The 25,605-nt window shown below is 45.6% G+C and carries 23 protein-coding genes and 1 riboswitch; of the genes, 17 read left to right on the top strand and 6 right to left on the bottom strand.

Annotated features, from left to right (window positions below):
* Together AC3RCI_RS14310 and AC3RCI_RS14315 are read left to right on the top strand one after the other, a co-directional pair.
* The gene (locus AC3RCI_RS14310) at positions 1-936 is read left to right on the top strand and encodes a carbohydrate ABC transporter permease (protein WP_127535745.1); all 936 of its coding nucleotides are present in this window, start codon (positions 1-3) and stop codon (positions 934-936) included.
* Position 937: 1 nt separating this feature from the next.
* Positions 938-1,774: a carbohydrate ABC transporter permease gene (locus tag AC3RCI_RS14315; RefSeq protein WP_492473713.1), complete on the top strand. Its 837-nt coding sequence runs from the start codon at positions 938-940 to the stop codon at positions 1,772-1,774.
* A 143-nt stretch (positions 1,775-1,917) separates the two neighbouring features.
* Here AC3RCI_RS14315 and AC3RCI_RS14320 read toward each other — a convergent pair whose 3' ends face one another.
* From AC3RCI_RS14320 to AC3RCI_RS14330, 3 genes are all read right to left on the bottom strand, one after another.
* Positions 1,918-3,198 carry a glycoside hydrolase family 27 protein gene (locus AC3RCI_RS14320; RefSeq protein ID WP_492529631.1) on the bottom strand — a complete coding sequence of 427 codons (1,281 nt, stop codon included), beginning with the start codon at positions 3,196-3,198 and terminating at the stop codon, positions 1,918-1,920.
* A gap of 109 nt (positions 3,199-3,307) precedes the next feature.
* On the bottom strand, positions 3,308-4,189 hold the full coding sequence (locus AC3RCI_RS14325) for a helix-turn-helix domain-containing protein (protein WP_492529633.1): 882 nt from the start codon (positions 4,187-4,189) through the stop codon (positions 3,308-3,310).
* A 110-nt stretch (positions 4,190-4,299) separates the two neighbouring features.
* Positions 4,300-4,920 (bottom strand): YczE/YyaS/YitT family protein, encoded by a 621-nt coding sequence (locus tag AC3RCI_RS14330; protein WP_336780079.1) that lies wholly within the window; start codon positions 4,918-4,920, stop codon positions 4,300-4,302.
* A gap of 163 nt (positions 4,921-5,083) precedes the next feature.
* On the opposite strand from AC3RCI_RS14330, the gene paiA reads away from it, so the two are divergent.
* Positions 5,084-5,602 carry a spermidine/spermine N(1)-acetyltransferase gene (gene paiA / locus AC3RCI_RS14335; protein WP_492473716.1) on the top strand — a complete coding sequence of 173 codons (519 nt, stop codon included), beginning with the start codon at positions 5,084-5,086 and terminating at the stop codon, positions 5,600-5,602.
* A gap of 142 nt (positions 5,603-5,744) precedes the next feature.
* Here paiA and AC3RCI_RS14340 read toward each other — a convergent pair whose 3' ends face one another.
* Positions 5,745-7,076: an APC family permease gene (locus tag AC3RCI_RS14340; RefSeq protein WP_336780081.1), complete on the bottom strand. Its 1,332-nt coding sequence runs from the start codon at positions 7,074-7,076 to the stop codon at positions 5,745-5,747.
* Between the two features lie 260 nt (positions 7,077-7,336).
* A riboswitch (guanidine-I (ykkC/yxkD leader) is annotated at positions 7,337-7,444 on the top strand.
* A gap of 70 nt (positions 7,445-7,514) precedes the next feature.
* Between AC3RCI_RS14340 and AC3RCI_RS14345 the strand changes: the two genes are divergently transcribed.
* The 9 genes from AC3RCI_RS14345 to AC3RCI_RS14385 all read left to right on the top strand — a co-directional run bounded on the left by AC3RCI_RS14345 (position 7,515) and on the right by AC3RCI_RS14385 (position 19,933).
* Positions 7,515-8,237 carry an urea amidolyase associated protein UAAP1 gene (locus AC3RCI_RS14345; protein WP_492529635.1) on the top strand — a complete coding sequence of 241 codons (723 nt, stop codon included), beginning with the start codon at positions 7,515-7,517 and terminating at the stop codon, positions 8,235-8,237.
* Position 8,238: 1 nt separating this feature from the next.
* A complete protein-coding gene (locus AC3RCI_RS14350) occupies positions 8,239-8,907 on the top strand; it encodes an urea amidolyase associated protein UAAP2 (protein ID WP_492529637.1) in 669 nt (222 codons plus the stop codon).
* Positions 8,900-12,523 carry an urea carboxylase gene (gene uca / locus AC3RCI_RS14355; RefSeq protein WP_492529639.1) on the top strand — a complete coding sequence of 1,208 codons (3,624 nt, stop codon included), beginning with the start codon at positions 8,900-8,902 and terminating at the stop codon, positions 12,521-12,523. Before AC3RCI_RS14350 ends, uca begins: the two co-directional genes overlap by 8 nt.
* On the top strand, positions 12,520-14,268 hold the full coding sequence (locus AC3RCI_RS14360) for an allophanate hydrolase (protein WP_492529641.1): 1,749 nt from the start codon (positions 12,520-12,522) through the stop codon (positions 14,266-14,268). Before uca ends, AC3RCI_RS14360 begins: the two co-directional genes overlap by 4 nt.
* A gap of 643 nt (positions 14,269-14,911) precedes the next feature.
* Positions 14,912-15,769, top strand: a complete 858-nt coding sequence (locus tag AC3RCI_RS14365; RefSeq protein WP_492529643.1) for an aldo/keto reductase — start codon at positions 14,912-14,914, stop codon at positions 15,767-15,769.
* Between the two features lie 163 nt (positions 15,770-15,932).
* Positions 15,933-17,378 (top strand): spore germination protein, encoded by a 1,446-nt coding sequence (locus tag AC3RCI_RS14370; RefSeq protein WP_492473096.1) that lies wholly within the window; start codon positions 15,933-15,935, stop codon positions 17,376-17,378.
* Between the two features lie 4 nt (positions 17,379-17,382).
* Positions 17,383-18,585 (top strand): Ger(x)C family spore germination protein, encoded by a 1,203-nt coding sequence (locus AC3RCI_RS14375; RefSeq protein WP_492529645.1) that lies wholly within the window; start codon positions 17,383-17,385, stop codon positions 18,583-18,585.
* Between the two features lie 12 nt (positions 18,586-18,597).
* Positions 18,598-18,825 (top strand): hypothetical protein, encoded by a 228-nt coding sequence (locus tag AC3RCI_RS14380; RefSeq protein WP_492529647.1) that lies wholly within the window; start codon positions 18,598-18,600, stop codon positions 18,823-18,825.
* Between the two features lie 13 nt (positions 18,826-18,838).
* The gene (locus tag AC3RCI_RS14385; protein ID WP_492529649.1) at positions 18,839-19,933 is read left to right on the top strand and encodes a GerAB/ArcD/ProY family transporter; all 1,095 of its coding nucleotides are present in this window, start codon (positions 18,839-18,841) and stop codon (positions 19,931-19,933) included.
* A 133-nt stretch (positions 19,934-20,066) separates the two neighbouring features.
* Here the strand turns inward: AC3RCI_RS14385 and AC3RCI_RS14390 are convergent, their stop codons facing one another.
* Positions 20,067-20,468, bottom strand: coding sequence for a collagen-like protein (locus tag AC3RCI_RS14390; RefSeq protein WP_492529651.1), 402 nt, complete (start codon positions 20,466-20,468; stop codon positions 20,067-20,069).
* Between the two features lie 507 nt (positions 20,469-20,975).
* On the opposite strand from AC3RCI_RS14390, the gene AC3RCI_RS14395 reads away from it, so the two are divergent.
* From AC3RCI_RS14395 to AC3RCI_RS14410, 4 genes are all read left to right on the top strand, one after another.
* Entirely contained in the window at positions 20,976-21,305 is a 330-nt protein-coding gene (locus AC3RCI_RS14395; RefSeq protein ID WP_127535729.1) for an ArsR/SmtB family transcription factor, read from the top strand.
* Positions 21,302-21,718, top strand: a complete 417-nt coding sequence (locus AC3RCI_RS14400) for an SRPBCC family protein (protein ID WP_492529652.1) — start codon at positions 21,302-21,304, stop codon at positions 21,716-21,718. The genes AC3RCI_RS14395 and AC3RCI_RS14400 overlap by 4 nt, the downstream gene beginning before the upstream one ends.
* A gap of 17 nt (positions 21,719-21,735) precedes the next feature.
* Positions 21,736-22,332 carry a YdeI/OmpD-associated family protein gene (locus AC3RCI_RS14405; protein ID WP_492529654.1) on the top strand — a complete coding sequence of 199 codons (597 nt, stop codon included), beginning with the start codon at positions 21,736-21,738 and terminating at the stop codon, positions 22,330-22,332.
* Between the two features lie 234 nt (positions 22,333-22,566).
* Entirely contained in the window at positions 22,567-23,439 is an 873-nt protein-coding gene (locus AC3RCI_RS14410) for a YitT family protein (RefSeq protein WP_127535726.1), read from the top strand.
* A 92-nt stretch (positions 23,440-23,531) separates the two neighbouring features.
* Here AC3RCI_RS14410 and AC3RCI_RS14415 read toward each other — a convergent pair whose 3' ends face one another.
* Positions 23,532-24,431 (bottom strand): LysR family transcriptional regulator, encoded by a 900-nt coding sequence (locus AC3RCI_RS14415; protein WP_492529656.1) that lies wholly within the window; start codon positions 24,429-24,431, stop codon positions 23,532-23,534.
* Positions 24,432-24,607: 176 nt separating this feature from the next.
* Here AC3RCI_RS14415 and AC3RCI_RS14420 point away from each other — a divergent pair, with 176 nt between their 5' ends.
* Positions 24,608-25,528, top strand: coding sequence for a DMT family transporter (locus tag AC3RCI_RS14420; protein WP_492529658.1), 921 nt, complete (start codon positions 24,608-24,610; stop codon positions 25,526-25,528).
* Positions 25,529-25,605: the final 77 nt, after the last annotated feature.

Below are 25,605 nucleotides of genomic sequence, written 5' to 3' on the forward strand. Positions count from 1 at the left end.
ATGGGAATACCTGCATCAACGGATAAAGCAACTTTGGCAGCTGTATCCGCTCGAAGACGGAAGAAAAAGCATCATCCTTTTGCTGTTGTTTTTATACTTCCGTCGTTAATTCTGTACACGCTATTTGTTATTGTGCCTACTCTGGGAAGTGCATATCTAAGCTTTACGTCCTGGGATGGCATAAGTGAAGATATCCGCTATATCGGCTTTGCTAATTTTATTGAGATATGGAGCAGCCCGAGGGTTCATAATGCCCTCAAAAATACGCTTATCATGACGGTGAGCCTGGTTGTGCTGGAAAATATCGCTGCGATCGCCATGGCCCTCATGGTGGACAAAGTCCGTTGGTTCAAAAATTTGTTTCGGAGCATATTTTACTTTCCTACCTTACTGAGCGGAATCGTAATGGGCTTCGTATGGGCGATGATCCTGAATTACAACTTTGGTGTGGTGAATCAAATTCTGAACCATATTGGCCTTGGGAGCTGGACAATGGATTGGTTGGGTGATCCCAAGTACGCTATGCTGTCCGTGATCCTGTCTACCGTTTGGAAGGGGGCTGGTTACTACATGATCATTTATTTGGCCGGACTTCAGAGCATTCCTGCAGAGCTGTCCGAAGCAGCCAATATAGACGGTGCAAATGGCTGGCAGCAATTTCGATTCATTACCTTCCCACTGCTTGCCGGGTCTGTTACCGTATGTATGGTTCTTTCAATGATTAGTGCGCTGAAAATATTCGATCAAATTGCAGTAATGACCGATGGAGGGCCTGGTTTCGCAACAGAAACACTGACATATATCATCTACAAAGTCGGTTTCGGGGAGTTAAGACAGGGCTTCGGGACAGCTCTTGCCATGGTGTTATTTGTGATTATTCTTGTTATCACCGTGATTCAAGTGAAAATCCTCCGCAAGCGGGAGGTGCAGTATTAACATGACTATGCAGACACGCAAAAAAACAACGGATGTCATTCTCTTCGTCGTTATTCTGATATTCGCTATCCTGTTCTTTTTTCCCATCTTCTTTAATTTAATGTCTGCCTTCAAAAGCAATGGTGAAATCATGCGAAATGCACTCTCATTACCAACTTCGTTGTACCTTGAGAATTTCAAGTATCTGTTGACCGAGACGGAGTTCCCGAGAGCGATCCTGAATAGTCTGATCCTGACCGTAGTCTCCATTGTGATGCAGATATTGATCATTCCTATGGCTGGTTATGCCATTGAAAGGAGAAATGCCAGATGGACGAATTTTGTATTTCTCTACTTCCTGGCAGGGATGATGATTCCATTTCAGGCATACATGATTCCTTTATTTAAAGAATTGAAAATGCTGGGCCTCTATGGAAGCCTCGCTGGGCCAATATTGGTTTATATCGCAGGGGCTATTGGATTTGGTTGCCTGTTGTATACCAGCTTTGTTAAGGGGATTCCAAAGGAAATTGAAGAAGCTGCGGAAATTGACGGGTGCAGTCGTTACAGCATTTTCTGGAGAATTGTATTCCCGCTGCTCGGACCGGTGACAGCTAGTATGATTATTTTAAACGGTTTGGGGATCTGGAACGATTTTCTCATGCCAATGCTCGTTCTTCCTTCAGGTGAGCCCAAAACCATGGTTGTTGAAATTTACCGCTATATCGGTGAGTTCTCCTCCAGATGGGATATGATATTTGCTGGAACTGCCTTGTCGGTGGTACCCGTGCTGATCGTTTTTGTTGCTCTGCAACGATACTTTGTGAAGGGGATCTCTGCAGGAGCAACCAAGGGATGAAATCAGCAGGCTTCTTGTAACAATTGAAGAACTAACGGTATGATAATAAAAACGGATAAAAAAAGAAATGAGCCAGTCGCCAAAATAATTCACGTGACTGGCTCATTTAGGTATGGAGATGCTCTAAACCAGGTAACCCATGATCAATAGAATCGATAGAGTCGTACGCCGTGCGAAGGAATATTCATCTGTAGAACGTCTTCAGTAAGTTCGGCTGGCGTTTCATTCCACAGCTCGGTGCCCGAGGTGAAGCCCGTAAGACCGATGTCATCAACAGACAGACTTACCGGGAGCTCTGAATCACCTACATTGAATAATGCAGCATAACGGGATTGATCAGCGGCTTCTGCTGTCCAGACAATGAGATTACCTTGGCGCAGCGTTTCCTTGGCTCCATGGCTATCCTGATTCATGCGCAGCACTTCCTTGTTGGTTAACAGGGATAGGGTCCATTCGTCACAGTCGCGAAGCTCACCGCCGAAAATGAGCGGAGAGCGGAAGATGCTCCAGAGCGACATCATGGTCAGCTGCTCATCCCGTGTGAAACGAGTCCAGCGATCCGCGCCACCTCCGTCAACGGACCGGATGCCGATATGGCCGAGCGGGAGCATGTCGCAGTCCGGCCAGCATCCCGCCTCAGGGATACCTTGCCAGGTTCGGCAGCGATCAAACATATCCAGCAGCAGTGGCCATTGATCCCAGAAGTCATCCGTGACCCGCCACATATTGGCATGTTCAGCGAAGAACGCGGAGTATTCCACAGGAGCTGGACCAGGAGAGAGACTCAGTACCATAGGCCGGCCGCAGCGTTCGATAGCTTTGGAGATTAGCTCGATCTCAGGCTGATGGGTATCATACAGCCTGGATGCAGCGATGTCGTCTACCTTGACCAAGTCCACGCCCCACTCGGCGTAGAGTTCAAAAAGAGAGTCGTAATAGGCCTGCGCACCTTCCTTCGATGCGTCAACACCATACATGTCCGTATTCCATGGACAGATCGAATTGGTATGTGCAATATCGCGTGCTGTAACGGTGGTATTCAGAATAGGGGTAGCTGCATGTGCAGCCTGCCTTGGAATCCCGCGCATAATGTGAATGCCGAATTTTAATCCAAGACTATGTACGTAATCGGCTAATGGCTTGAATCCTTGACCGCCTTCAGCAGAGGGAAAGCGGTTCTCAGCAGGCATAAGCCGGGAATATTCGTCCATCACCAAAGGAACAAAAGCCCGGTATTGAGAGGAATTTGCATAAGGTTCATACCATTGGATGTCGACGGTAATGTAGTTCCAGCCGAAGGGTTTGAGATGTTCAGCCATGTATTCCGCGTTCCCGCGAATTTCTTCTTCCGTTACGGCCGCACCGTAACAATCCCAACTGTTCCAACCAAGCGGTGGTGTGGGTGCTGCATGCTTGTGACTCATGTGTAATCTCCTTTGACTGATTAATTATTGCTCTGGTTAAGTTCATATTAATCAAGGAGATTAGCAATATCTATAGTAATCTTGGAAGATGAATTGTACTATATTGCTGTTAATCAAAGAACAGTTTACGATAAGCAAGGCTCTCGCCTCCGCTGCGGAACTCCCCTGGTGTAAGTCCGGTCATGGTACGAAATGCTTTAATAAAATAACTTCCGCTGGAATACCCGATACGCTCGGCAATCATGTCAATGCTATGTTCGGTTCCCCGAAGCAGTTCCATGGCTTTATCAATGCGAATGCGAGTTAAATAAGCTACGGGAGTAAGTCCCGTGCTGGCCGAGAAACGCCGAATCAGATGATATTTGGACAAAGAGACATGCTCGGCTAACTGATCAATACTAATCATTTGTGAATAATGCTGCTCTATAAATTCAGCTGCACGCTTGACGTTATCCGGCCATGTATGCTTGTTCCGCAGAGTCGTAACCTGTAATCTGGCCAGCTCCGTCATGAATTGATATACCGAGGAAGATGCGATCAAGGGATCGGAGATTCGGCCTGCTGCTGCATCATTTACAATCATTCGCAACAACTTAACTGGTGTACAGTCTGCTGGGAGATAGGGGACTTCCCCTGCTTCGCGCAAAAATTTACGCCAGTGAGGCAGAATTAGATTCGGCCGGAAGAGCAAAAACAGAAATTCCCACGGTTCTCTGGATTCAGGGTGATAGTAATAGCGATGGGGTCCAGGGATCTCGGCAAGAAAAGCCTGTCCGGCAGAGACACAGTGCTGCTGTTCTCTTGATTCGTATACTCCCTGACCAGAAAGCGTGTACTGGAAAAGAAGGAGAGGCCCATCGCTTCGTGTCAATCCATCCCAATGATAGGAAGGATTGCTGATGCTATCAGAGCCTGCCGCATATAATATACATAGTTGCAGTTCCGGATCTTCAGCGAATCGAAAGCCATATGTACCTTTGGGTATGTCCATAAATATCTCCTTATGGGTCTAAGAATATATGCGATCTAGCTTGTGGAATAAGTATGATTATAATAGAAATCGTGACCGTTTGTTATGTTTACTGTTCGCACGGGAGTATTTCATGAATTTGACCATGAGCTGGACTGATGGATGAAACGTTCCAAAATTCTTTTGGTCAAAGGCATGAAGATATTCAATATGAATCCGCCTAAACAAACGGTTAGGATCGTTCCCATCCCGATGGGTCCTTTTAGGATCAACGCTAATCCAAGAAAAATAAGATAAATGCACGTTCTGGCTACAAAGAGATTCGTTCGCATAAGTTCCTGTACAATTAATGTTAATCGGTCCAAAGGAATCGGTGCAAAATGGGTCAATAAGTATGTGGCAGTTCCTATTCCAATGAGGATCAGGCCGATGACCATGTATGCCCATTTAGTTAGCCATAACTCAGGTACAGTCCAGCTATGCAATAGAAAAAGCCAAATATCGATGCCAATTCCCGTAACTAATGCGGTCAACAATCCTAAAACTTCCGGTCTGCTTCTCCGTATGAGCGAATTACAACATAACAGAAGTAACGCTATGATAATCTCCCAGCTGCCTACAGAGAGCCCCACCTGAACAGATAAACCTACCAAAAGAGCGTCAAACGGGGATGTCCCGAGATCGGAATGGATTGTGAGTGAGATCCCAAGAGTCAATATCAAGATTCCAACGCAAAAAAATACATATTTCAACTTAATCCACCTCATTTTTATGTTTTTTGTTGCAAATACAACATGTTTGGAGTAGATTTAATATAACCACTTTTTATTGCATTTGCAACAAAAAAGTGAGGGTTCAAAGTGGAAATAGGACTACGAAAAAACTGTTTATTTCATAAAGGGGCGATATCTTTACATGACAATAAAAATTATAAAGTGCAGTCGTGAAGATCTGCAGACACTCCAAAAAATCAGTATAGACACGTTTCATGATACATTTAAAGATCAGAATACGCCTGAGAATATGGAGGCATATTTGGCAAAAGCATTCCACTCGGAACAACTGGAAAGGGAGTTGGCTAATCCATCTTCAGACATTTATTTTGTATATTTCAACAAAGAACTAGCTGGCTATTTAAAGGTCAATGTCGATGATGCACAATCCGAGAAAATGGGGGAAGAGTTCCTTGAGGTTGAGAGGATCTATATTAGAAGCCAGTTCCAAAACCATGGGCTGGGTAAGCATTTATTGAATAAAGCAATCGAAATAGCGATGGACAAGAACAAAACCAAAGTATGGCTAGGGGTATGGGAGAAAAACAGGAAGGCCATTGCTTTTTATCACAAGATGGGATTTATCCAGACAGGAGCCCATTCCTTTTATATGGGGGATGAAGAGCAGACCGATTTTATGATGAGTAAAACTCTCGTATAGCATAGCAAAACTTCGCAGTTCCTGCATTGTGAAATCAAAAGATGAGTACAGAAAAAAAAGAACCTGAATGCTGCATTCAGGTTCTTTTTTATGGTACACGCAGGGAGAGAAAGCTTACTGATAAATGAATGATTGATTTCACTCACATGGCCTCTTCAATCTCTGGCAACACCTTGGGCACTGAAGAGGATCTCATTCGTTGATTCACATACAGAACGAGGCCAAGAGCGATCCAGCCCGTACCAAGAAGCAAAGAGGAAGCTTCAAGTTGAGTGATAAGATATAGAATGAACAAGGCGCCTAACAAGGGAAAGACCATTCTCACAATCCAGTCCTGCACACTGCGTTTTTTCTCGCGAATGATGTAGTGACAGATGACGGAAAGATTAACGAACAGGAAGGCCGTTAGCGCACCGAAACTGACAAACATGATGGCTGTCTCCAGACTAATGAATAAGGCAGCCAGGGAGATGATGCTGACCAGCACAATGTTGAACACAGGTGTACGGAATTTGGGGTGAACAGAACTGAATTTCCGAGGAAGCAAGGAGGATCTACCCATGACAAACAGCAGCCTTGAAACGGTTGTCATGGAGGACATGCCCTGTGCGAGCACGGAGAAAATAACGACAAAGGTGAAGATGGATGCAAGCGTTCCTCCGCCTATAACCTGCATTAATTCGAATCCTGCAGCGTCCATATGTGTAAAAGTGAACGAGGGATACATTTGTTGAATTAAATATGCTGTTGCAAAATACATGATCCCGGCGACGCTAACGATAATCAGGATGGCCCGAGGTATCGTTTTTTCGGGTTTTCGCGTTTCTTCCGCCATCGTTGTAATGGAGTCAAAACCAAGGAAAGAGAAACAAACAAGAGATGCACCCGCCATTACGGCGGAGAAAGGAACCCCTTCTACGGAATGAAGAGGATTAAATCCTGCGGATACCCCTTGTGTCACTGCTTTGTATACAAGAAATGCACAGAACCCTGCTATAAAAATGATCTGCATCAGAACAAAGATTTTGTTGACGTTTGCTGACGTTTTGATGCCGATGATGTTGATGGTCATCACAATTAGGGTTAAAAGCACAATCCAGACAGGAGAAGGGATGGAGGGAAACTGAGCATGTAGATTAATGCCAAACATGAGTACAGCTACAATGCAGGAAAACAAATAATCAAGCAGAATCACCCAGCCCACCAGAAAACCGATAAACGGATTCATGGCCTGGCTTACATAGGTATACGCCGAACCAGACACTGGAAAAGCTTTGGCCATCTGCCCGTAGCTGCCAGCTGTAAATAAAATGGCTACAAAAGCAAGGACATAGGCAGCCAGGAGCATACCTTGTGAACCCTCATGCAGCACGCCGAAACTTGTGAAAAAAATCATGGGAGACATCCAGGCCAGCCCCATGGTCACCACATGGCTCAAGGAGAGATTTCTTTTTAGTGTTATATTTTGTGACATTATAAAACCTCCTTCAGAATCGAGAATGATACATCGTAATGCTATGTCATGACACTTCACATTTTTACAGGGGTTTTATCAAAAATCAAGTTATTTTTTTAGAAATATACGAACATTAGTGCATTTTCTATAGTACGTATTTCGTTATTTTGAGAAGAATATGAAAAAAGTGCAAGTGTAATTGGTTTTTTTATCGCATATTTTAAAAAAAGTATTGTGAAATGTAATTTTACGTGTTAGTATTCATAACATCAATTAAATAAAATGTTTTCTAGGGTTCCGAGCCGTCCACTGGCTGACTGGTCCGAGAGAAAACGCATTGGGAGATTAAAACCTGATGTACACGGCGGGATAAAAGCCCGGGAGAATCGATCAAAGAGCAATCTTTGATGTTTCTCCCGGGCTTTTTTCTATACTTTTCTACAGGAGGAATGAACAATGACAGCCCTATTTACAATGACGATGCAGCCTGGAAGCAAATGGTCTGCTCATGTAGGAAGAGGAAAATCCATTACATTAAAGGCAACAGGGGATCGAGCTAATGTGTCGGCATTGTTCTTCCATGCACATGATCCAGCGGAACGGTACAATATGCCGGATACGCTCAAAGCCCAACATACCGCTTTTTTGACAAGAGGCAATATATTGATGACGGATCAGGGAAAGGCGCTTGCTTCCATTACGGAGGATTCGGTAGGCTGGCATGATCCTTTATCCGGATATACAACACGAGAGGGTACGGATGAAAAGTATGGGAAGACCTCATATCAGGATCACCGTAATGACTGGCTTAGAAGCGGGGAAGAGAACTTAAAGGTTGAACTGTTCCGGAACAATCTGTCACCACGCGATATCGGGGTTCCGGTCAACTTTTTCTCCAAAGTCGTTTGTGAGCTGGACGGAACGATGAATTACTCGCTGCAGGAAACGGCAGAACGCTCAGTGACCATCCGCACAGAAATGGATATGCTGCTCGTGTTATCGAACACACCTCATCCACTTGATCCTTCGGGACAATACCCGGCCGCATCCATCGTTGTTTCCGTGACAGATGCCGAGCCTGTCTCTGAGATGGACCCGTGTGTACTGCACTGTGCAGAGAACCGGAGAGCCTTTGAAAATACGTGGAACGCATATGCTTTGCTGAAGGGAGCCAACTAATATGAGTACATTTCAACCTGTCCAGAGTCCATTACTGACCGAAAAAGCCTGGTATGAGCAAGTCATCGCTGCGGGTGATGGCTGGATACATGATTTGCTCCCAGGCCAGGTTCTTCGCATTGTTGATATGGAAGGCAATCAAGCTGTTGATACGCTGTTTTATTCCACGGAGGATCCGTCAGATCATTATAGTGCAGTGAGAACCATTACCCGCCAGGGCAATCTGTATTTGACAACAGGTTCAACGCTGCTCGCTGAATCAGGCCGAGAGTTGTTGCGGATAACAGCCGATACCTGCGGAAGGCATGACACAATCGGTGGCGCTTGCTCCGCTCAGAGCAATACCGTCCGCTATGCTCATGATAAATTGCCCATGCACAACTGTCGTGACACCTTTATGTTAATGCTCTCTCAGCGAGATGAATATACCAAGCGGGATCTCGCCCCAAACGTCAACTTTTTCATGAATGTGCCAGTGACACCGGAAGGAGAGTTAACCTTCGCCGATGGTCTATCTGCACCGGGTCGCTATGTTGAACTCCTTGCTTTGGCACCGGTAACCGTCCTGATCAGTAACTGCCCGCAGTTAAACAATCCATGTAATGCCTACAACCCAACACCAGCCAAAGTCCTTATATGGGATGCAGAAGGAGTGAGCGCCAATGTTTAAAAAGGTACTGATTGCGAATCGGGGTGCCATTGCAGTACGCATTATTCGGACTTTGCGTCTGATGGGTATCTCCAGTGTAGCCATCTACACTACAGCAGACCGAGATAGCTTACATGTTGAGCTTGCCGACGAAGCAGTACTGATCGGAGAAGGGCCCGCAAGAGAGAGTTACGTCAACGCCGAATTGGTACTCCAGACAGCAGCAGAGACAGGGGCAGATGCGATTCATCCCGGGTACGGATTTCTGAGTGAGAACGCGGCTTTTGCCAGAGCGTGTGCTGAGCGAGGTATTACGTTTATCGGTCCCTCTCCTGAACATATTGAGCTTTTCGGCTTGAAGCATACGGCACGAGCAATGGCTGCAGAAGCTGGAGTACCCTTACTGCCAGGCACAAGCCTGATACAGTCTCTGGATGATGCGGTTCAACAAGCTGAAATCATCGGTTATCCCGTCATGTTGAAATCCACTGCCGGTGGTGGTGGAATCGGCATGCGGGTCTGTGAACACGATGATGTGCTTAGGGAGGCATTTGAATCCGTAACACGTTTGGCATCCGCCAATTTTAATGACGGGGGCGTGTTCATTGAAAAGTATATTGCACGTGCACGTCATGTCGAGGTTCAGATTTTTGGCACAGGTAACGGTGAAGCAGTCGCTTTGGGAGAGCGTGATTGTTCAGTGCAACGGCGTAATCAGAAAATCATTGAAGAGACCCCTGCACCATGCCTGCCGGATGCAATCCGGCAAGAGATGCATGAGTGTGCCCGCAGACTGGCGATTTCGGCAGGTTACCGTAACGCGGGAACGGTTGAGTTTCTGTACGACCCTGATGAGCAGCGGTTTTATTTTCTCGAGGTGAACACCAGACTTCAAGTCGAGCATGGGGTGACAGAAGAGGTACTTGGCATTGATTTGGTGGAATGGATGGTCAAGGAGGCAGCTCACGAGAGCGATTCATTAAACGTTATGGTTCCCGTACCAACAGGACACAGTCTCCAGGTACGTCTGTATGCTGAGGATTGCATGAATGATTTTCGGCCGAGCGATGGACGCATTGATGCCATTCACTGGCCTGATGACGTGCGAGTTGAAAGCTGGATTCAGCCTGGATTGAACGTAACTACCTTGTATGATCCGATGCTGGCAAAATTAATAGTGCACGCGAGCACGCGCATGGAAGCTATAAACAAAATGAAGAGTGCTCTTCGTGAACTCCGGGTATACGGTGTCACCACCAATCAGGCTTATATCGAAGCATTTCTGGATAACGATGCTTTCGCTAATGGAGAAGTATATACCCGAATGCTTTTGGGCTTTAAACCAATGGAGCGTGCGATCGAAGTTCTGGACGGAGGTGTTCAGACGACTGTACAGGATAGTCCCGGCAGGATCGGCTACTGGGATATCGGCGTACCGCCGTCCGGCCCGATGGATCAGCTTGCCTTCCGCATTGGCAACAGACTGCTCGGCAATGACGTACAAGCGGCCGGAATGGAAATGACGCTGCGTGGGGGAACTTATCGCTTCCGGGATGAAATGACCATCTGCCTGACAGGAGCAGATATGAAAGCCGAACTGGATGGCGTTCATGTGGAACCTTACACACCGACAAATGCATCTCCTGGTGCAGTGCTGACTCTGGGTGAAGCCAAACAGGGAATGCGAACGTACCTGCTCGTATCCGGGGGGCTCGACATGCCGATCACACTTGGCAGCTCAGCAACCTTCACATTGGGGGGATTCGGTGGACACCGTGGGAGTGCGCTGCGAACGGGTGCAGTTCTCCGGGTGCATGAAAAAGAAGGAAATGCTCCGGCTCTGCTTGCTCCTCTCAGTACAGAACGCAGACCACAATACAACAATGAATGGACGATTGGTGTGATACCGGGACCTCATTGTACGGACGAATATGTTCTTCCGGCTTATCTGAATCAGCTGACGGAGACGACATGGGAAGTGCATTTCAACAGTTCCCGAACAGGTGTCCGATTGATCGGTCCGGCTCCGCTGTGGGCAAGAACCGACGGTGGAGATGCAGGACTTCACCCTTCCAACATTCATGATAACGCCTATGCCGTCGGTGCACTTGATCTGACAGGCGATATGCCGATCCTGCTCGGTCCGGATGGTCCCAGTCTTGGTGGTTTTGTCTGTCCGGTGACAACGGCAACGGCTGAATTATGGAAGCTGGGTCAACTCAGCCCTGGTGATAAAGTCCGTTTCAGACTCATTACCGTTGAGGAAGCCGAGCAGTTAAGAGCAGAACAAGAGTTGTACTTGCGGGAACTGGACGTTCCGCATGAGTTGCCGGTTTTAGTCGAAACATCAACTGGTGAGTATATGCCGATTCTGGCCCAAGCGGTGGAAGGCAGACGTTTCTCCATTACTGTACGCTGCTCTGGTGATGAAAATATTCTGGTCGAATACGGAGAACGCGAGTTGAACTTGTTATACCGATTCCAGGCATACGTACTTATGGAAGCAATTAAGGAGAATGGAAACATTCCTTATATCGAATTGACACCAGGCATTCGCTCTCTGCAGATCCACCTGGATGCTACCCGCATGACCGTAAAAGAAGCGGCAGCACGAATCATGGAGCTGGACCTGCAGCTTCCTGAGCTGGAAACGATTGAGGTACCCTCGCGAATTGTCAAATTACCATTGTCGTGGGATGACCCAGCGACGCAGCTCGCCATTGAGCGATATCAGCAAAACGTTAGACCTGATGCACCTTGGTGTCCCAGCAACCTGGAGTTTATCCGGCGTATGAATGGACTCGGTTCGCTGGAAGAGGTAGCGGAAATTGTATTCAACGCCTCGTATCTCGTCATGGGACTTGGTGACGTGTACCTGGGAGCACCTGTTGCCGTACCACTGGATCCACGCCACCGGCTCGTAACCACCAAATATAATCCTGCACGGACATGGACTCCAGAAAATGCCGTAGGCATAGGCGGCGCGTACCTCTGCGTGTATGGCATGGAAGGCCCGGGTGGGTATCAATTTGTCGGTCGTACAGTGCAAATGTGGAACTCGTTCAGAGAAACAAGCAATTTCGAGGCAGGAAAACCTTGGCTGCTGCAGTTCTTTGATCAGCTTCAATTTTATCCTGTTTCGGAAGCTGAACTGCTGAAAATGCGTGAAGAATTCCCGCGAGGAGGATTTGAACTTCAAGTAGAGGAAACCACATTCCATCTGGGGCCCTATCTGAACTGGTTGAAAACGATTGAGAACGAATCCGGAACTTTTCGTCAGCAGCAGCAGAGTGCATTCCAGGCTGAACGAAATTACTGGAAGGAACTCGGTATTGCGGAGTATGTATCTGAACCTGAAGCAGCGGCAGCGCTGGAAGAAGTCGAGATGCCGGAAGGGAGTCTGGGCATGAGCAGTTCAATGTCGGGCAGTGTATGGAAGGTACTGGTTGAGCCTGGCCAGGAAGTGCGAAAGGGAGACACTATTATAATAGAAGAAAGTATGAAAATGGAGTTTCCGCAGCTCGCTCCAACGGATGGAGTTATTGCTTCTATCTACGTCTCGCCGGGTGACCAGATTAAATCGGGAGACTGGATTGCTGCCATCATTCCAACGATTAAGGGGGAGGTTGCGCGATGACGGTAAATGCCATCCCGGAATTGATGTCGATCAGTGCTCTGCGTACAGGATATCTACGAGGAAGCTTCACACCAGCGGAAGTGGTGGAGAGCATCATCGAGCGGGCAAAGGATACGGAGGATTACCATATCTGGATCACGCCGCCGTCTAGGGAACGAATTACGCCGTACCTGGAGAAACTTCAGCACTTGTCCATTACCGAATATCCGCTGTGGGGCATTCCTTTTGCCATCAAAGACAACATCGAGGTCCAAGGCTGGCCAGTAACGGCTGGTTGTCCTGAGTTCTCATCGGTTTCGGAACACCATGCTATTGTTGTGGAACGACTTATTGCTGCAGGTGCCATACCTGTCGGTAAAACCAATCTGGACCAATTCGCCACAGGATTGGTCGGTACGAGAAGTCCTTATGGGGAGACACGTAACGCATTGCAGCCCGAACTGATCAGCGGAGGATCCAGTTCAGGCTCAGCCGTAGCGGTGGCACTGGGGCAAGCATCGTTCTCACTTGGGACAGATACCGCCGGGTCGGGCCGAATTCCGGCTGCACTGCATGGTCTGGTTGGTTACAAACCTGCAGTAGGCGCATGGCCTTCCGCTGGTTTGGTGCCTGCATGCCGCAGCATTGACTGCATTACCGTGTTTACCCATGACCTCGAAGATGCTGTTTCCGTTGACCGGATCGTACGAGGCCCGCATGCAGATGATGCTTTCTCCAAAACACGTCCTTTGGGACCAACCCGTGCACCTGCCAAATGGTTGTTACCCAAAGGAGAATTAACCTTCTTTGGTCCCTTTGCAGAAGCATACGAGGTGGCTTGGCAAGCCGCCAAACAAACCTTGCTGCAGTCAGGAGTACATGTCGAAGAGGTCGATATATCCATGCTGCAAGAAGCCGCAGCACTTCTGTATGAAGGACCGCTTGTTGCAGAACGATGGGCGGATCTGGAGATGTTCGCCCATCAGCATCCAGGAGCGTTGTTTCCTGTAACGGAGAAAGTGCTCCGAACAGGCAGCAAGGAAACATTTACGGCTGCTGCACTATTCCGGGCACAGCACCGACTAGCCGAAATTCGGCGAAGCACGGCAGAATGGCTGCATAACGCCATTCTTGTATTGCCAACCTGCGGAGGAACATGGACAAGAGAACAAGTGCAGCAGGATCCGATTCAAACCAACAGCCACATGGGAATGTACACGAATCATTGCAATTTGCTTGATTTGAGTGCCATTGCTGTTCCGGCAGGCAAGGCTGCAGAGGATATGCCTTTTGGAATAACCCTGTTCACATTGCCTGAGCAGGAAGCTTCCATGGTTGAAGCAGCAAGAATACTTGAGCCGCATCACAAACGTCTTTTGGTTGCTGTCTGCGGACTGCATATGAGAGGCATGTCACTGGAACCCCAGATGACCGGGTTAGGAGCCTTTTTTGTGGAGGAAACGCGAACCGCTCCAGAATATCGACTGTACAAACTGAACACAAGTCCTGCAAAACCGGGGTTAGTGCACTCCCTTGAAGAGGGGACATCCATTGATCTGGAATTGTGGAGCATGCCGCTATCCTCCTTTGGTTCATTCACTGCAACTATTCCTGCTCCATTAGGTATAGGGAAAATTAAGCTGCAGGACGGCAGGTTGGTATCCGGATTCATATGCGAAGCTTCGGCTGCTCAGGATGCAGTGGATATGTCTCATTTGGGAGGCTGGAGAAACATCGTTTCGGGTGATGCAGTAGACACGAAGTAGTTGTTCTTGTTTACGGAGGATAAGTAAGGCTAAAATGTGGATTAATCATTCATGGGTCACATCTCACATTAAAGTCGCTATTTATAGCGGCTTTTTTGTATAGCTTTCTTTTTTGTTTGAACATTATGGGGATATTAGTATAGAAAAGAGAGAGTGACTTTATTTAGAAAACACATCTTCAAACCTTGAAGTATTCATATTATTTATTATGTAAACCTTTATTATTTATATTGATAACTGATTCTATAAATTCTACAGATGGTAGACCCAATCTATGGATTTGATAAATACACTGGGGGATATATTCATCTCTGTACACTTTGAACGATTAACATGTCTGCACCTTATTGAATTGTTGAATAATCAAATTCAAATAGTTTAAGATCCTTGAGATGGTATCTAAATCAAGTGAGCTAGCAGCCTTATTTTCCAATAAATTTATACGATCCTTCACAAAATGAATAGAAGTAACACATTAAACATAAGGACAGCGGTTTCTTCTGTAATAGAGGTAACAATCATCTGTGTAAGAGGAATAGGCAAACATATGAGACAAATGAGATAACTGATATTATTTCATTTGTTGCATAATAGGATTAGGCGTTTCGTGGATTATCTATAGCTTGAATAGGAGGAATGAAGAATGGAGTATGTAACATTAAATAATGGGGTACAGATGCCGATTCTCGGATATGGAGTTTATCAAATTCCAGATCAGGACGAATGTGAAAAATGTGTGCTAGATGCGATAAGCGTAGGCTATCGTTCCATTGATACTGCACAGGCGTATCGTAATGAAGAAGCTGTAGGACGTGCCATCAAGAAAAGTGGAGTGCCAAGAGAGGAGTTCTTTATCACGACAAAAGTCTGGATATCCAATGCTGGCTATGAAAAAGCGAAAGCTTCAATTGAGGAATCACTGAAAAAACTCCAGCTTGATTATTTGGATTTGCTCCTGATTCATCAGCCATTCAATGATTACTATGGGACATACCGGGCAATGGAAGAATACTATAAAGCCGGTAAGATTAGAGCCATCGGGGTCAGCAATTTCTATCCGGACAGATATATCGATCTCGTACAGTTCAGCGAGGTTGTACCTGCAGTCAATCAGGTCGAGACGCATGTTTTTAACCAGCAAGCTAAAGCACATGAGATTATGAAGAAATACAATACGCAGATTGAATCATGGGGTCCTTTTGCAGAAGGTAGAAATGACCTGTTCACTAACGCTACTTTGCAGGAGATTGGGAATCAATACAATAAGTCGACAGCACAAGTCGCTCTGCGCTTCCTCATTCAACGCGGTGTAGTCGTAATTCCGAAGACGGTCAATAAAGATCGGATGGAACAGAACTTAAACGTTTTTGATTTTCAATTATCTGCTCAGGATATGGAAAAAATAACTGCTCTTGATACAGAGCAAAGTGCATTTTTCTCCCACTATGATCCGCAAACCGTTGAATTCCTGACAGAATACGGTAAAAAAGGGTTGGAATGAACCTCAAAAACGAATAGTACGGATAAAAGACCGTCCAACAAGGCGGTCTTTTTGTTTATGTGACTATGATTGCACCAGTAAAGCTACCAGCACGAAGTTTAGAACGTTTTGTTTTAATATTTGAATTAGTACCAATACTACATATCCAAGGGGGATTGTGGAAATGAAGTTACAACCTGAATTTTCTAAACAAATTCGCGAGAATGTCGATCTCATATGTGACTTCATGGGAAACAGTTCTGATTTTGTTGTTCGTGAGATCACAATTGGGAGGAATCAAGCGGCTCTGTTTTATTTGGATGGAATGGTTGACTTGCAAAAGGTTCAGGACAGCGTGATTCGTCCATTGCATGAATTCACCTTTTCCGATTCCAATGAGTTGTCTTTGCCATTTTTGAAAAATAGCATACTAGATGTCGGAGAAGCAAGTTTGGTTCAAAACTATGAAGATGCATTGGACCAGATTCTATCAGGCGGACTGCTCCTGCTAATCGACGGGATGGGGGAAGGGATAGTCGTTTCCATACCTGGTTGGGAAGAACGCGGTATAACCGAATCGAAGACGCAGCCTGTGATCCGAGGTCCTCAAGAATCGTTTACGGAGAATCTGCGTACCAATACAACGATGGTCCGTCGCCGAGTGAAGGATACAAGAGTTCGGCTAACAAACGTCAAGGTTGGCGAAAAAACAAAGACAGACATATCGGTCATGTATATGAATGGGGTGGCAGATCAGAAAATGGTTCTGAACCTGTTATCCAAATTAAAAAGCATGAGGATAGATCGAGTGCTTGAAGGGGAGTATCTCGAAGAATCTCTGACAGAGAAGAAACAGTTGACCATTTTCCCGATATTTTATAATTCGGATCGCCCAGACTCTATTGCAGCAGGTGTAATGGAAGGGAAAATCGCGATATTTATCGACGGAACTCCCTTTGTCATCCTTGCGCCTGCAGTATTTGTTGATTTCATTCAATCCGCGGAGGATTATTATCAATCTTTTATTTATAGCAGCATCATTCGAGTCTTAAGGTACATCTCCCTGGCAATATGTATGCTGGCTCCAGCAATATATGTGGCACTAACTACATTTCATCAGGACATGATCCCAACGGTTCTATTACTGAGTTTATCTGCGCAACGTGAGGGTGTACCCTTTCCTGCATTTGTTGAGGCGATGATCATGGAGATCATATTCGAGATCCTGAGAGAAGCTGGTCTACGAATGCCGCGAACGGTCGGTCAGGCCGTTTCGATTGTTGGATCCATTGTCATCGGCCAGGCCGCTGTAGAAGCTAACATCGTTTCGCCAGTTATGGTCATTGTTGTCGCGATTACAGCAATTTCAAGCTTTGTTATCCCGTCCTATACCATGGCTATTCCCATCCGGATATTACGGTTTGCTTTTATTGGAATGGCCGCCATGTTTGGCGTATACGGATTGACGGTAGGCATACTCATGCTCCTTGTGCATTTGAATAGTCTTCATTCATTCGGTGTGCCATATATGAGTCCAATAGCCAATTTCCAATCGTCGAAACAAAGCGATGCCGTACTGCGGTTTCCATTTAAGAACAAAGCAAATCATCACAACAAACCAAGGGAGTAAGCTGATGAACTCGTACCGATCCATCATGTCAACATTGTTAGTGTACATTTTGCTTATGGTTATTGTTACGGGGTGTTGGAGTAGTAAGGAGTTAAACGAAATATCCGTCGTGATGGCTATGGGTATTGATACTGTAGATGGCCAGTATGAGATTAGTCTGCAAGTAGTTGATCCGTCTCAGATGTCTCGTAATCGAGCGATGGAACGGTCACCCACAATCGTTTTTTCCAGCCGTGCAAACACGCTGTTTGAAGCTCTTCGAAAACTTACTACGGAGTCATCAAGGAAGATGTATCTGTCTCACCTAAAGTTTGTCATCTTTGACGAAGATACAGCAAAAAAAGGAATCAAGAAGCCGCTGGATTTCCTGTTTCGTGATCATGAAGTTCGGCCTGATTTTCATTTGGCTGTTGTCAGAGGCAGTTCAGCTAAGGATGCTGTTACGTTTGTGGCTCCAACCGAGGTTTTGCCTGCAATGGATATGTATAAAGCTTTGAATGTGTCTGAAAGGACATGGGCACCCACTTCCGCGGTTAATGTCAAAGACCTTCTGCAGCGTTTAAAGAAGGATGGCATTGAGCCGGTCTTGACTGGCATTCGGCTGAACAATCTGGACAAAGGATTGAAGGTGGATAATGTGACTAAATCGCCACAACACGCGAACTATTTATTTACCGGCATTGGTGTCTTTCAGGGAGATCGTCTGATCGGCTGGATAGAAGAGTCCAAAAGCAAGGCGTTTACCTACATATCAAACCGTGTTTCCAGTTCTGTAGCTTCCGTCATATGTCCGAATTCAGAAGGGGAATTTGCTTTTGAAGTCATACGTAACAACGTTAAAATGAAACCGGACATAAAAAATAATGAACCGATTGTCTCTCTTGTCGTGGAAACTGAAGCAAACATCGGCGAGGTTGGATGTGATGCTGACCTGAAGGATGACAAGACATTTAATGAGTTTCAGGCAGCAGCCAGAGAAGAACAAGAACAGATCCTGAAGGAAGGTATTGAAAAGGCGCAGCAGATCGGTTCCGACATATTCGGATTCGGAGAAGCCTTTCATCAAAGGTTCCCTCGTCAATGGCACCAATGGAGAGGGGATTGGAAGCAGAAATTTCAAAAGCTTGAGGTGAAGCTGGATATCCGTTTCCATTTAAACCGGGTTGGGAAAATTACCAATCCTATCGACTCTAAACCGCAACATTAGGAGTGAATGTATATGCTGTATGCGGTACTAATCATCTCGATTCTGACCATGTTCTATGAGTTTCGTCAATTGAAAGAGAAGCACTATGTGCGTGAAATGGTGGTTAGTTTAACATTGTTCACCGTAGGGACGACGTTGATCATTCTGGAGCTAGTACACGTTGAACTTCCGAGTCCATTAACAGGTATCCGGTGGGTTTTCCAACCGGTAAGCCAGTACTTTGCACGTATTTTATCTTAAAGGGGGGACGGTAGTGGGGAGCAAATTAACTGTTCGACAAGCCATCACTTGGTTTGTATTGTATCAGATTGGAAGTGCGTATTTGGTGCTTCCAGCTGCCATAAGTTCTGTTGCTAAACAGGATGCCTGGCTTTCCATCCCCATTTCCATTGCTTTTCATTTGCTTTTGATACCCTTATATACTTCTATCGTCAAGCAAATGAAAGGCAGATCCTTTGTTGCGCATCTCCGAAGCGTGTTTGGTCCCTTGGGCGGGACGATTAGCATCCTCTTTATACTTGCCTTTCCCTTTCTGGAGTGTATCATGACACTTCGAAATCTGGGAGACTTTGTGACGACCTCCATTATGCCCGAAACTCCCTATGATGCCGTATATTTTATTATGCTCCTGGCCGTCTATTTTGCTGTTCGCTCGGGTCCGGTTGTTATCGGGCGTTGTGCGGAGATTCTAATCTTTTTTCTTCTGGCCCTTTACTTGTTGGTCAGGATTACTCTTTTTTCAGAGGCAGATATCAAAAACCTGCTGCCGATGTTGGAGAACGGACTGAATCCTGTTATTCTCGCATCCATCCATCTCTTTGCTTTTCCATATCTGGAGGCAGTTTTGTTTCTTTTCTTTGCACATCACTTCCCGGATCCGAAAAAGTGGAGAAAATCGGTGATTGCAAGTGCTCTGATTAGTGGAGCCATGTACTTTTTCATGGTTATGCAGATCATCACAGTAATCAGCGCTGGTGTCGTGGCGGACTTGACGTTTCCTACTTTTTTTATTGATCGGACCATCAGTATTGGGGAGTTTCTTCAGCGGTTTGAAATCATCCTTGCCATTGTCTGGTTCGTCACGATTTTTTTTCGTCTTGCATTGCTTCTATACGTTTCAGCACAAGGACTTGCAGAATCTTTTCGTCTTCGAAGCATGAATTCACTATTCGTTCCTTTGATACTGATTATGTTGGCCATGGCCAATTTTATCTGGCCCAACGTTTCATATATCATTGAGATAAATCAGGTTTGGCCTTACTACGCCATGATCTTTGGCATTGGGTTTCCGATCGTGCTCTGGTCGACGGGTAAATTGAAGGGTTCATTGTATTCCAATCACAAGTAGAAAACTCTGGCTTCAAGAAAATGTAATGAGAAGGATTTGTTTTTATTGAAGTGGCACTTGCAATCTCAATGGTCTGGATTCAATGTAAAACACCCTAATTGCGCAATTAACGGCAATCAGGGTGTTTAATGTATTAGAAACAGCTGAATGAGCTAATCCGCTGCAGGTCAATGCCGCTGTACACCCAGAAAAATCCAGTCCAGCGGAAGCCGGCTACCGAATTTCTGCCGACAAATACGGGATACATCCAGAAGCCAGGACCTTGATTCGGCCAAATATACGTGTACCGGAACAGGCAACCGGATATTGCTCTTGGATCTACAGCATACAATGAAGGCGACTGCTGTGGAACAAATGAAGGCGGCGGTCCGGGAGGAGGCTGCACCCCTTGCGGTCCACCGCCCCCACCTCCGGGGAACGAAGGTGGACCTGATGGTCCTCCAGGACCTCCAGGACCACCCGGTCCGAAAATTCCACCAGGACCGCCTGGTCCACCAAACCCGCCACCCGGTCCAAAGGGAGGTAAAAATGTCATACATCATCACTCCTGTTCATTAGTCTAGGGTATTGTATGTAGGCATTTAAACAGGGGAATGGGTTGAAGCCTATGGATGCGGAAATTTTGTAGACTTTTCGTTCTATGGATACAAAAGAATGTAAGAGTACAATACATGATTGGGTTTGGAAAATGCCTTTCAATCCTATGAGACAGAGGCATTACGCATGCCCGCTGAATAAGACAATTTTAGGAGCTGTTCAAGTCAGGGTGGAATCTTCCCGTTCATAAAAAAACTACTGGCTAACTGAGAAAACGTAAAACACCTCATACGAGGTGTTTTTTATTTATAATTTGCTGTTAACAGAGAAGGAAGTCTCTCCGCAGCTAATTTTCAAATGTGTTGACACGACACCATTTGGTGTCATATAATCAATTCGACACCAAATGGTGTCTTAATAAAACAAACACAAAATATAAATTGACATTAAAAACAAATCCTCCGTATCATCCATGTTCCGATACAGTAGATTGGAGGGAAGTGGTGTGAGTGAGAACCAAAGATCACGTGATGTATTTGATGCCATTGCAGATCCAACCAGACGTCGGCTCATGCAGATGTTAACCGAAGCAGAGGAGGTACCTCTTCATGAATTAACCTCACAATTTGAAATGGGGCGGACGGCGGTATCCAAGCATCTGACCATTCTTAAAGAGGCGAATCTGGTCGTTGACCGAAAAGTCGGCAGGGAAACGAGGTATAGGCTCAATGCTTCACCATTACAAGAAGTTCAAGATTGGGTGGCTTTCTACAGCAAGTTCTGGAGTATAAATCTGATGCGCCTGGATCAACTATTAAAGGAGGAAGAAGAATGAGTTTAACATTGGAATTGGACTATCAGTATACGACGTCGGTCGAGAAGCTCTGGTCAGCCTTAACGGATTCAAGCAAGCTTGCCAAGTGGGTAGCCAATATTCATACCGGTCAGGGGATGGAGAATGATTTCAAACCAGTCGTTGGTCACCATTTTCAATTTCGAACGCAGGCAACGGAGTACTGGGACGGAATTATTAAAGGAGAAGTTCTGATCGTAGAAGAACCACTTCGCCTGTCCTATACCTGGGAAAGCGGAGAGAAACATACGGTTACGTGGACATTACAAGATTTAGGAAACGGTAAAGTGAACCTTCACCTTGAACAAACCGGAATTTCCAATCCTCAAGCACTGGCTGGTGCCAAGTATGGCTGGAGTAAATGGTGCGATGAGCTTGAGAAGCTTTTGGCATAATCTTAGGAGGGACATCGATGTTAAAAGGTGAGAGAAATACAAAAATTGATCCCTATTTCAACAAGCTGAAGAACTGGAAAGAAGAGTTCGAGCTGCTGCGGGAGATCGTTCTGGATTGCGGGCTGACAGAAGATTTTAAGTGGATGCATCCCTGTTACACATTGGACGGTAAAAATATCGTTCTGATCCATGGTTTTAAGGAGTATTGTGCCCTGTTGTTTCACAAAGGGGCGCTGCTAAAAGACCCTCATGGAATCCTGATTCAGCAAACGGAGAATGTGCAGGCAGCACGTCAGCTTCGGTTCACCAATGCTCAGATGATTCAAGAAATGCAGCTGATCATCCAGGATTATATCGAGGAAGCCGTTCAGATTGAGAAAGCGGGTCTGCAAGTTGAACTTAAAAAGCATGACGAGTATACCCTGCCTGAGGAATTAGCCAACAAATTTGTTGAAATACCCGATCTGAAAGCAGCTTTCGAAGGACTGACACCAGGACGCCAGAGAGCATATATTATGCATTTTTCTTCACCCAAACAATCCAAGACCCGAGAGTCGAGAGTTGAAAAGTACATCCCGCATATCCTTGATGGGAAAGGGCTTAATGACAAGTAATTGCGTGTTTGTGGGTATAAAATACGTCACACCTTAAGTCGCTAATATAGCGGCTTTTTTATTTTTTTTTTAAAATTTCATGACCGTACTTTTAAGGTTTGTCAGGGGATACAACGGGTAACAAGAACGAAAAAAAGCAATACTAACAGTCATAATGAATGCGAAAAATTTGTCAAGATGGTGATTATTAATATACACTATATTTTATGAGTTCTTATCCAAGGAGGAAATTGAATGCATCAAAGAAAGAAACCAAAATCGAATAAGGCAAGAATTTTTTCAAAAGTTATATTGATCATCATCGGGGCTTTTATTACGGCATATGGCCTTGAAGCCATTTTGATTCCCAACAATGTCTCGGACGGTGGTGTGACGGGACTGAGTATCGTTGGTTCACAATTGTTTGGATTGCCACTGGGGATGCTGATCGGTATAATCAACATTCCTTTTGTGTGGCTGGGATATAAGCAAATCGGTAAAAGCTTCGCTCTCTATTCCATTATCGGTATTGCTTCACTCGCAGTAAGTACCAGTCTGATGCACCATGTACCTACCATTATTGAAGGGGACACCTTGCTGGTTACCGTTGTCGGCGGGATTATCATCGGTTTCGGTATGGGTCTGGCACTTCGTAATGGCGGGGCATTGGACGGAATAGATATGCTCGCTGTACTGCTTTCACGAAAGGTTCCTTTTGGTACCAGTGATCTAATCTTGTTCCTAAACATGTTTGTATTTATCGTCGTTTCATCTGTGTTTGGTCTACAAGGCGCCATCTTGTCGGGGCTAGCTTATTTCATTGCTTCCAAAGTTATTCATATCGTTGAAGAAGGCTTGAGCGGTTCCAAAACGTTTAAAATCATCACCAATCAACCCGAAATCATGGTCGAAACCATTCGAGACCGATTAGGTCGTGGAGCAACCTATACGGATGCATATGGCGGATACTCCAATGAACAGTTCAAAGAAATCACTTGTGTAATCAACCGTATGGAAGAGAGCAAAATTAAAGAGATCATTCATGAAATTGACCCGAACGCTTTTGTAGTTGTGTATGATGTGGCAGAAGTGAAGGGCGGCAGCTTCAAAAAGAAAGATATTCACTAATACTTAAGCATGATGGAAAGACATAAACATAGGTACAACAAAAGGTCGCTAAATATAGCGGCCTTTTTTAATGCTCTTTATATTTTGTATTTTCAAACGTCAATCAAAGGCTTCCGATTCGCTTCAAATGGAAATAAGGTTAGTGCAGCCTCAATAAAGGCATTTACTGCAAGGGTACGTTCATTCTCCGGACTCGTTGCAACATGGATATCCCGATAGGCTTCAGGTGACAGGCGTTTCAGACAAATGCCCGGCGGCAAATCCAGGAGGGACAACTCGGACATGACAGCCAATCCTTCACCGGCAAGAATCATCTGAAGTGACGTTCTGTAGTTGTATAGAATGTATTCGACCTGTGGCGTGACTCCGGAACTTTCAAACCACTTAAGGACAGGCGGCTCGTATCCCGCTTTCCAGAGAAGCATGGGCTCCTCCCGCAGATCTTCAGGGTGAATGATGTTTTTCGATGTTAAAGGATGATCCTCTCTCATGACAGCATAAATGCCTTCACGATACAGAGGGAACGAATCTGTCGTCTCTTCGGAAGGAATGAGCAGGCCAACATCAATCTGTCGATTATCCAACCAATCCTGCACCTCCGCAATCGTGCCTTCCACGATACTGAACTCCAGGTTAGGGTATTGCTGCTTCATGTAACGGATCAGTTTTGGGACAAAGTAGGACGAAGCTACCGGGAAGGCACCAATCCGGACGGATCCAATCTCCAATCCTTTTTCACTCGAGATTTCTTGATCAATCTTCTCATAACCTTGCAGAATTTCCCGGAAGATCCGGACGATACGTTCACCGATCGGCGTGAGTGCAACACCGCGACGACGGTCACGGATAAGTAGTGTAACTCCGAGATCACGCTCCAGAGTTGTGACTGCACGGCTGACTGCGGGCTGTGTCATGTTCATTTTTTCGCTGGCGAGTGTAAAACTGCGGGTCTCTGATATCGTGACGATTAACTGCAGAAGAGATTTGTTCATATCAAATTTGGTAACTCCCTCATAAGTTATATTCATTTTATTTATATTTGAGTGTATTGTATCATGTTTATAGCAAAGCAGAAAAGAGAGGCAGTAACTAAAACGTATCGGATTCCACTGACACATCACACTAAAGATCCGGAATCTGGAATACAAGCGGATAGGAGGAAGATGATATGAAAGTAAGAGCCTGGTTGTTTTTGATCTTGGCTAATTTATTTTGGGCGGGAAACCTGATGTTTGGAAAGGCCGTAACGTCCGACTTTCCGCCGATCTGGGCGTCTTTTCTAAGATGGGTGATTGCGGCAATTGTATTGATTCCGCTCGCGCAGCTGGTGGAGAAACCAAACTGGCTGAAAGTATGGAAGAATAACTGGGGCATTTTGCTATTCTTATCCCTGGTAGGCGTTGTGTCCTATACACTTCTCACATACACGGCATTGCAGCACACATCATCTACAAACGGCAGCTTGATCAACAGTCTAACTCCAGCCGTGATGATCGTGTTGTCTCTGGTTTTCCTGAAAGAAAAAATAACAGGATGGCAGGGCGCAGGGTTGGTATTATCGTTCCTCGGTGTCCTGACTGTGCTAACGAAAGGTCATTTACTCGGGTTATTCAGTACGCATTATAACCAAGGAGACGGTATTATGCTGGTGGCCGTATTTTTATGGGCGATCTATTCAATAGTGGGCAAAAGAGGACAGCATCTCCCGCCAATTACGTTCGTTGCCTTTACTGCCTTTATCGGTGTTATATGTATGATTCCGTTGTTATTTTTCCAACCGCTGCGTATGGATAACATCACAACCTTTGGCATGAACGGTATTATATATCTGGGCTTATTCCCTTCCATCGGCTCATTTCTGTTCTGGAACCAGGGAGTCAAAGAGCTAGGGCCGGGGAAAGCCAGTATTACAATGAATTTGATGCCCATCTTCACTGCCATTCTATCCGTTGTGGTTGGTCAGGAACTGCTGATTTCCCAAATGGTTGGCGGTATTATCGTCATTGCGGGAATGTTGTTATCAGCAAATTTGATACGCCGGAAAGCAACGTCCAGAGCATTTTGGAAACGCACAGGAAGGACCGCTTAATATCGTCATGGTTTACCTTCTTCAGACACAAAAGAAAATAAAGAAGACAGAGACTGTTGTCCCTGTCTTCTTTGCGT

This window comes from Paenibacillus sp. MT124 (genome assembly GCF_058792755.1).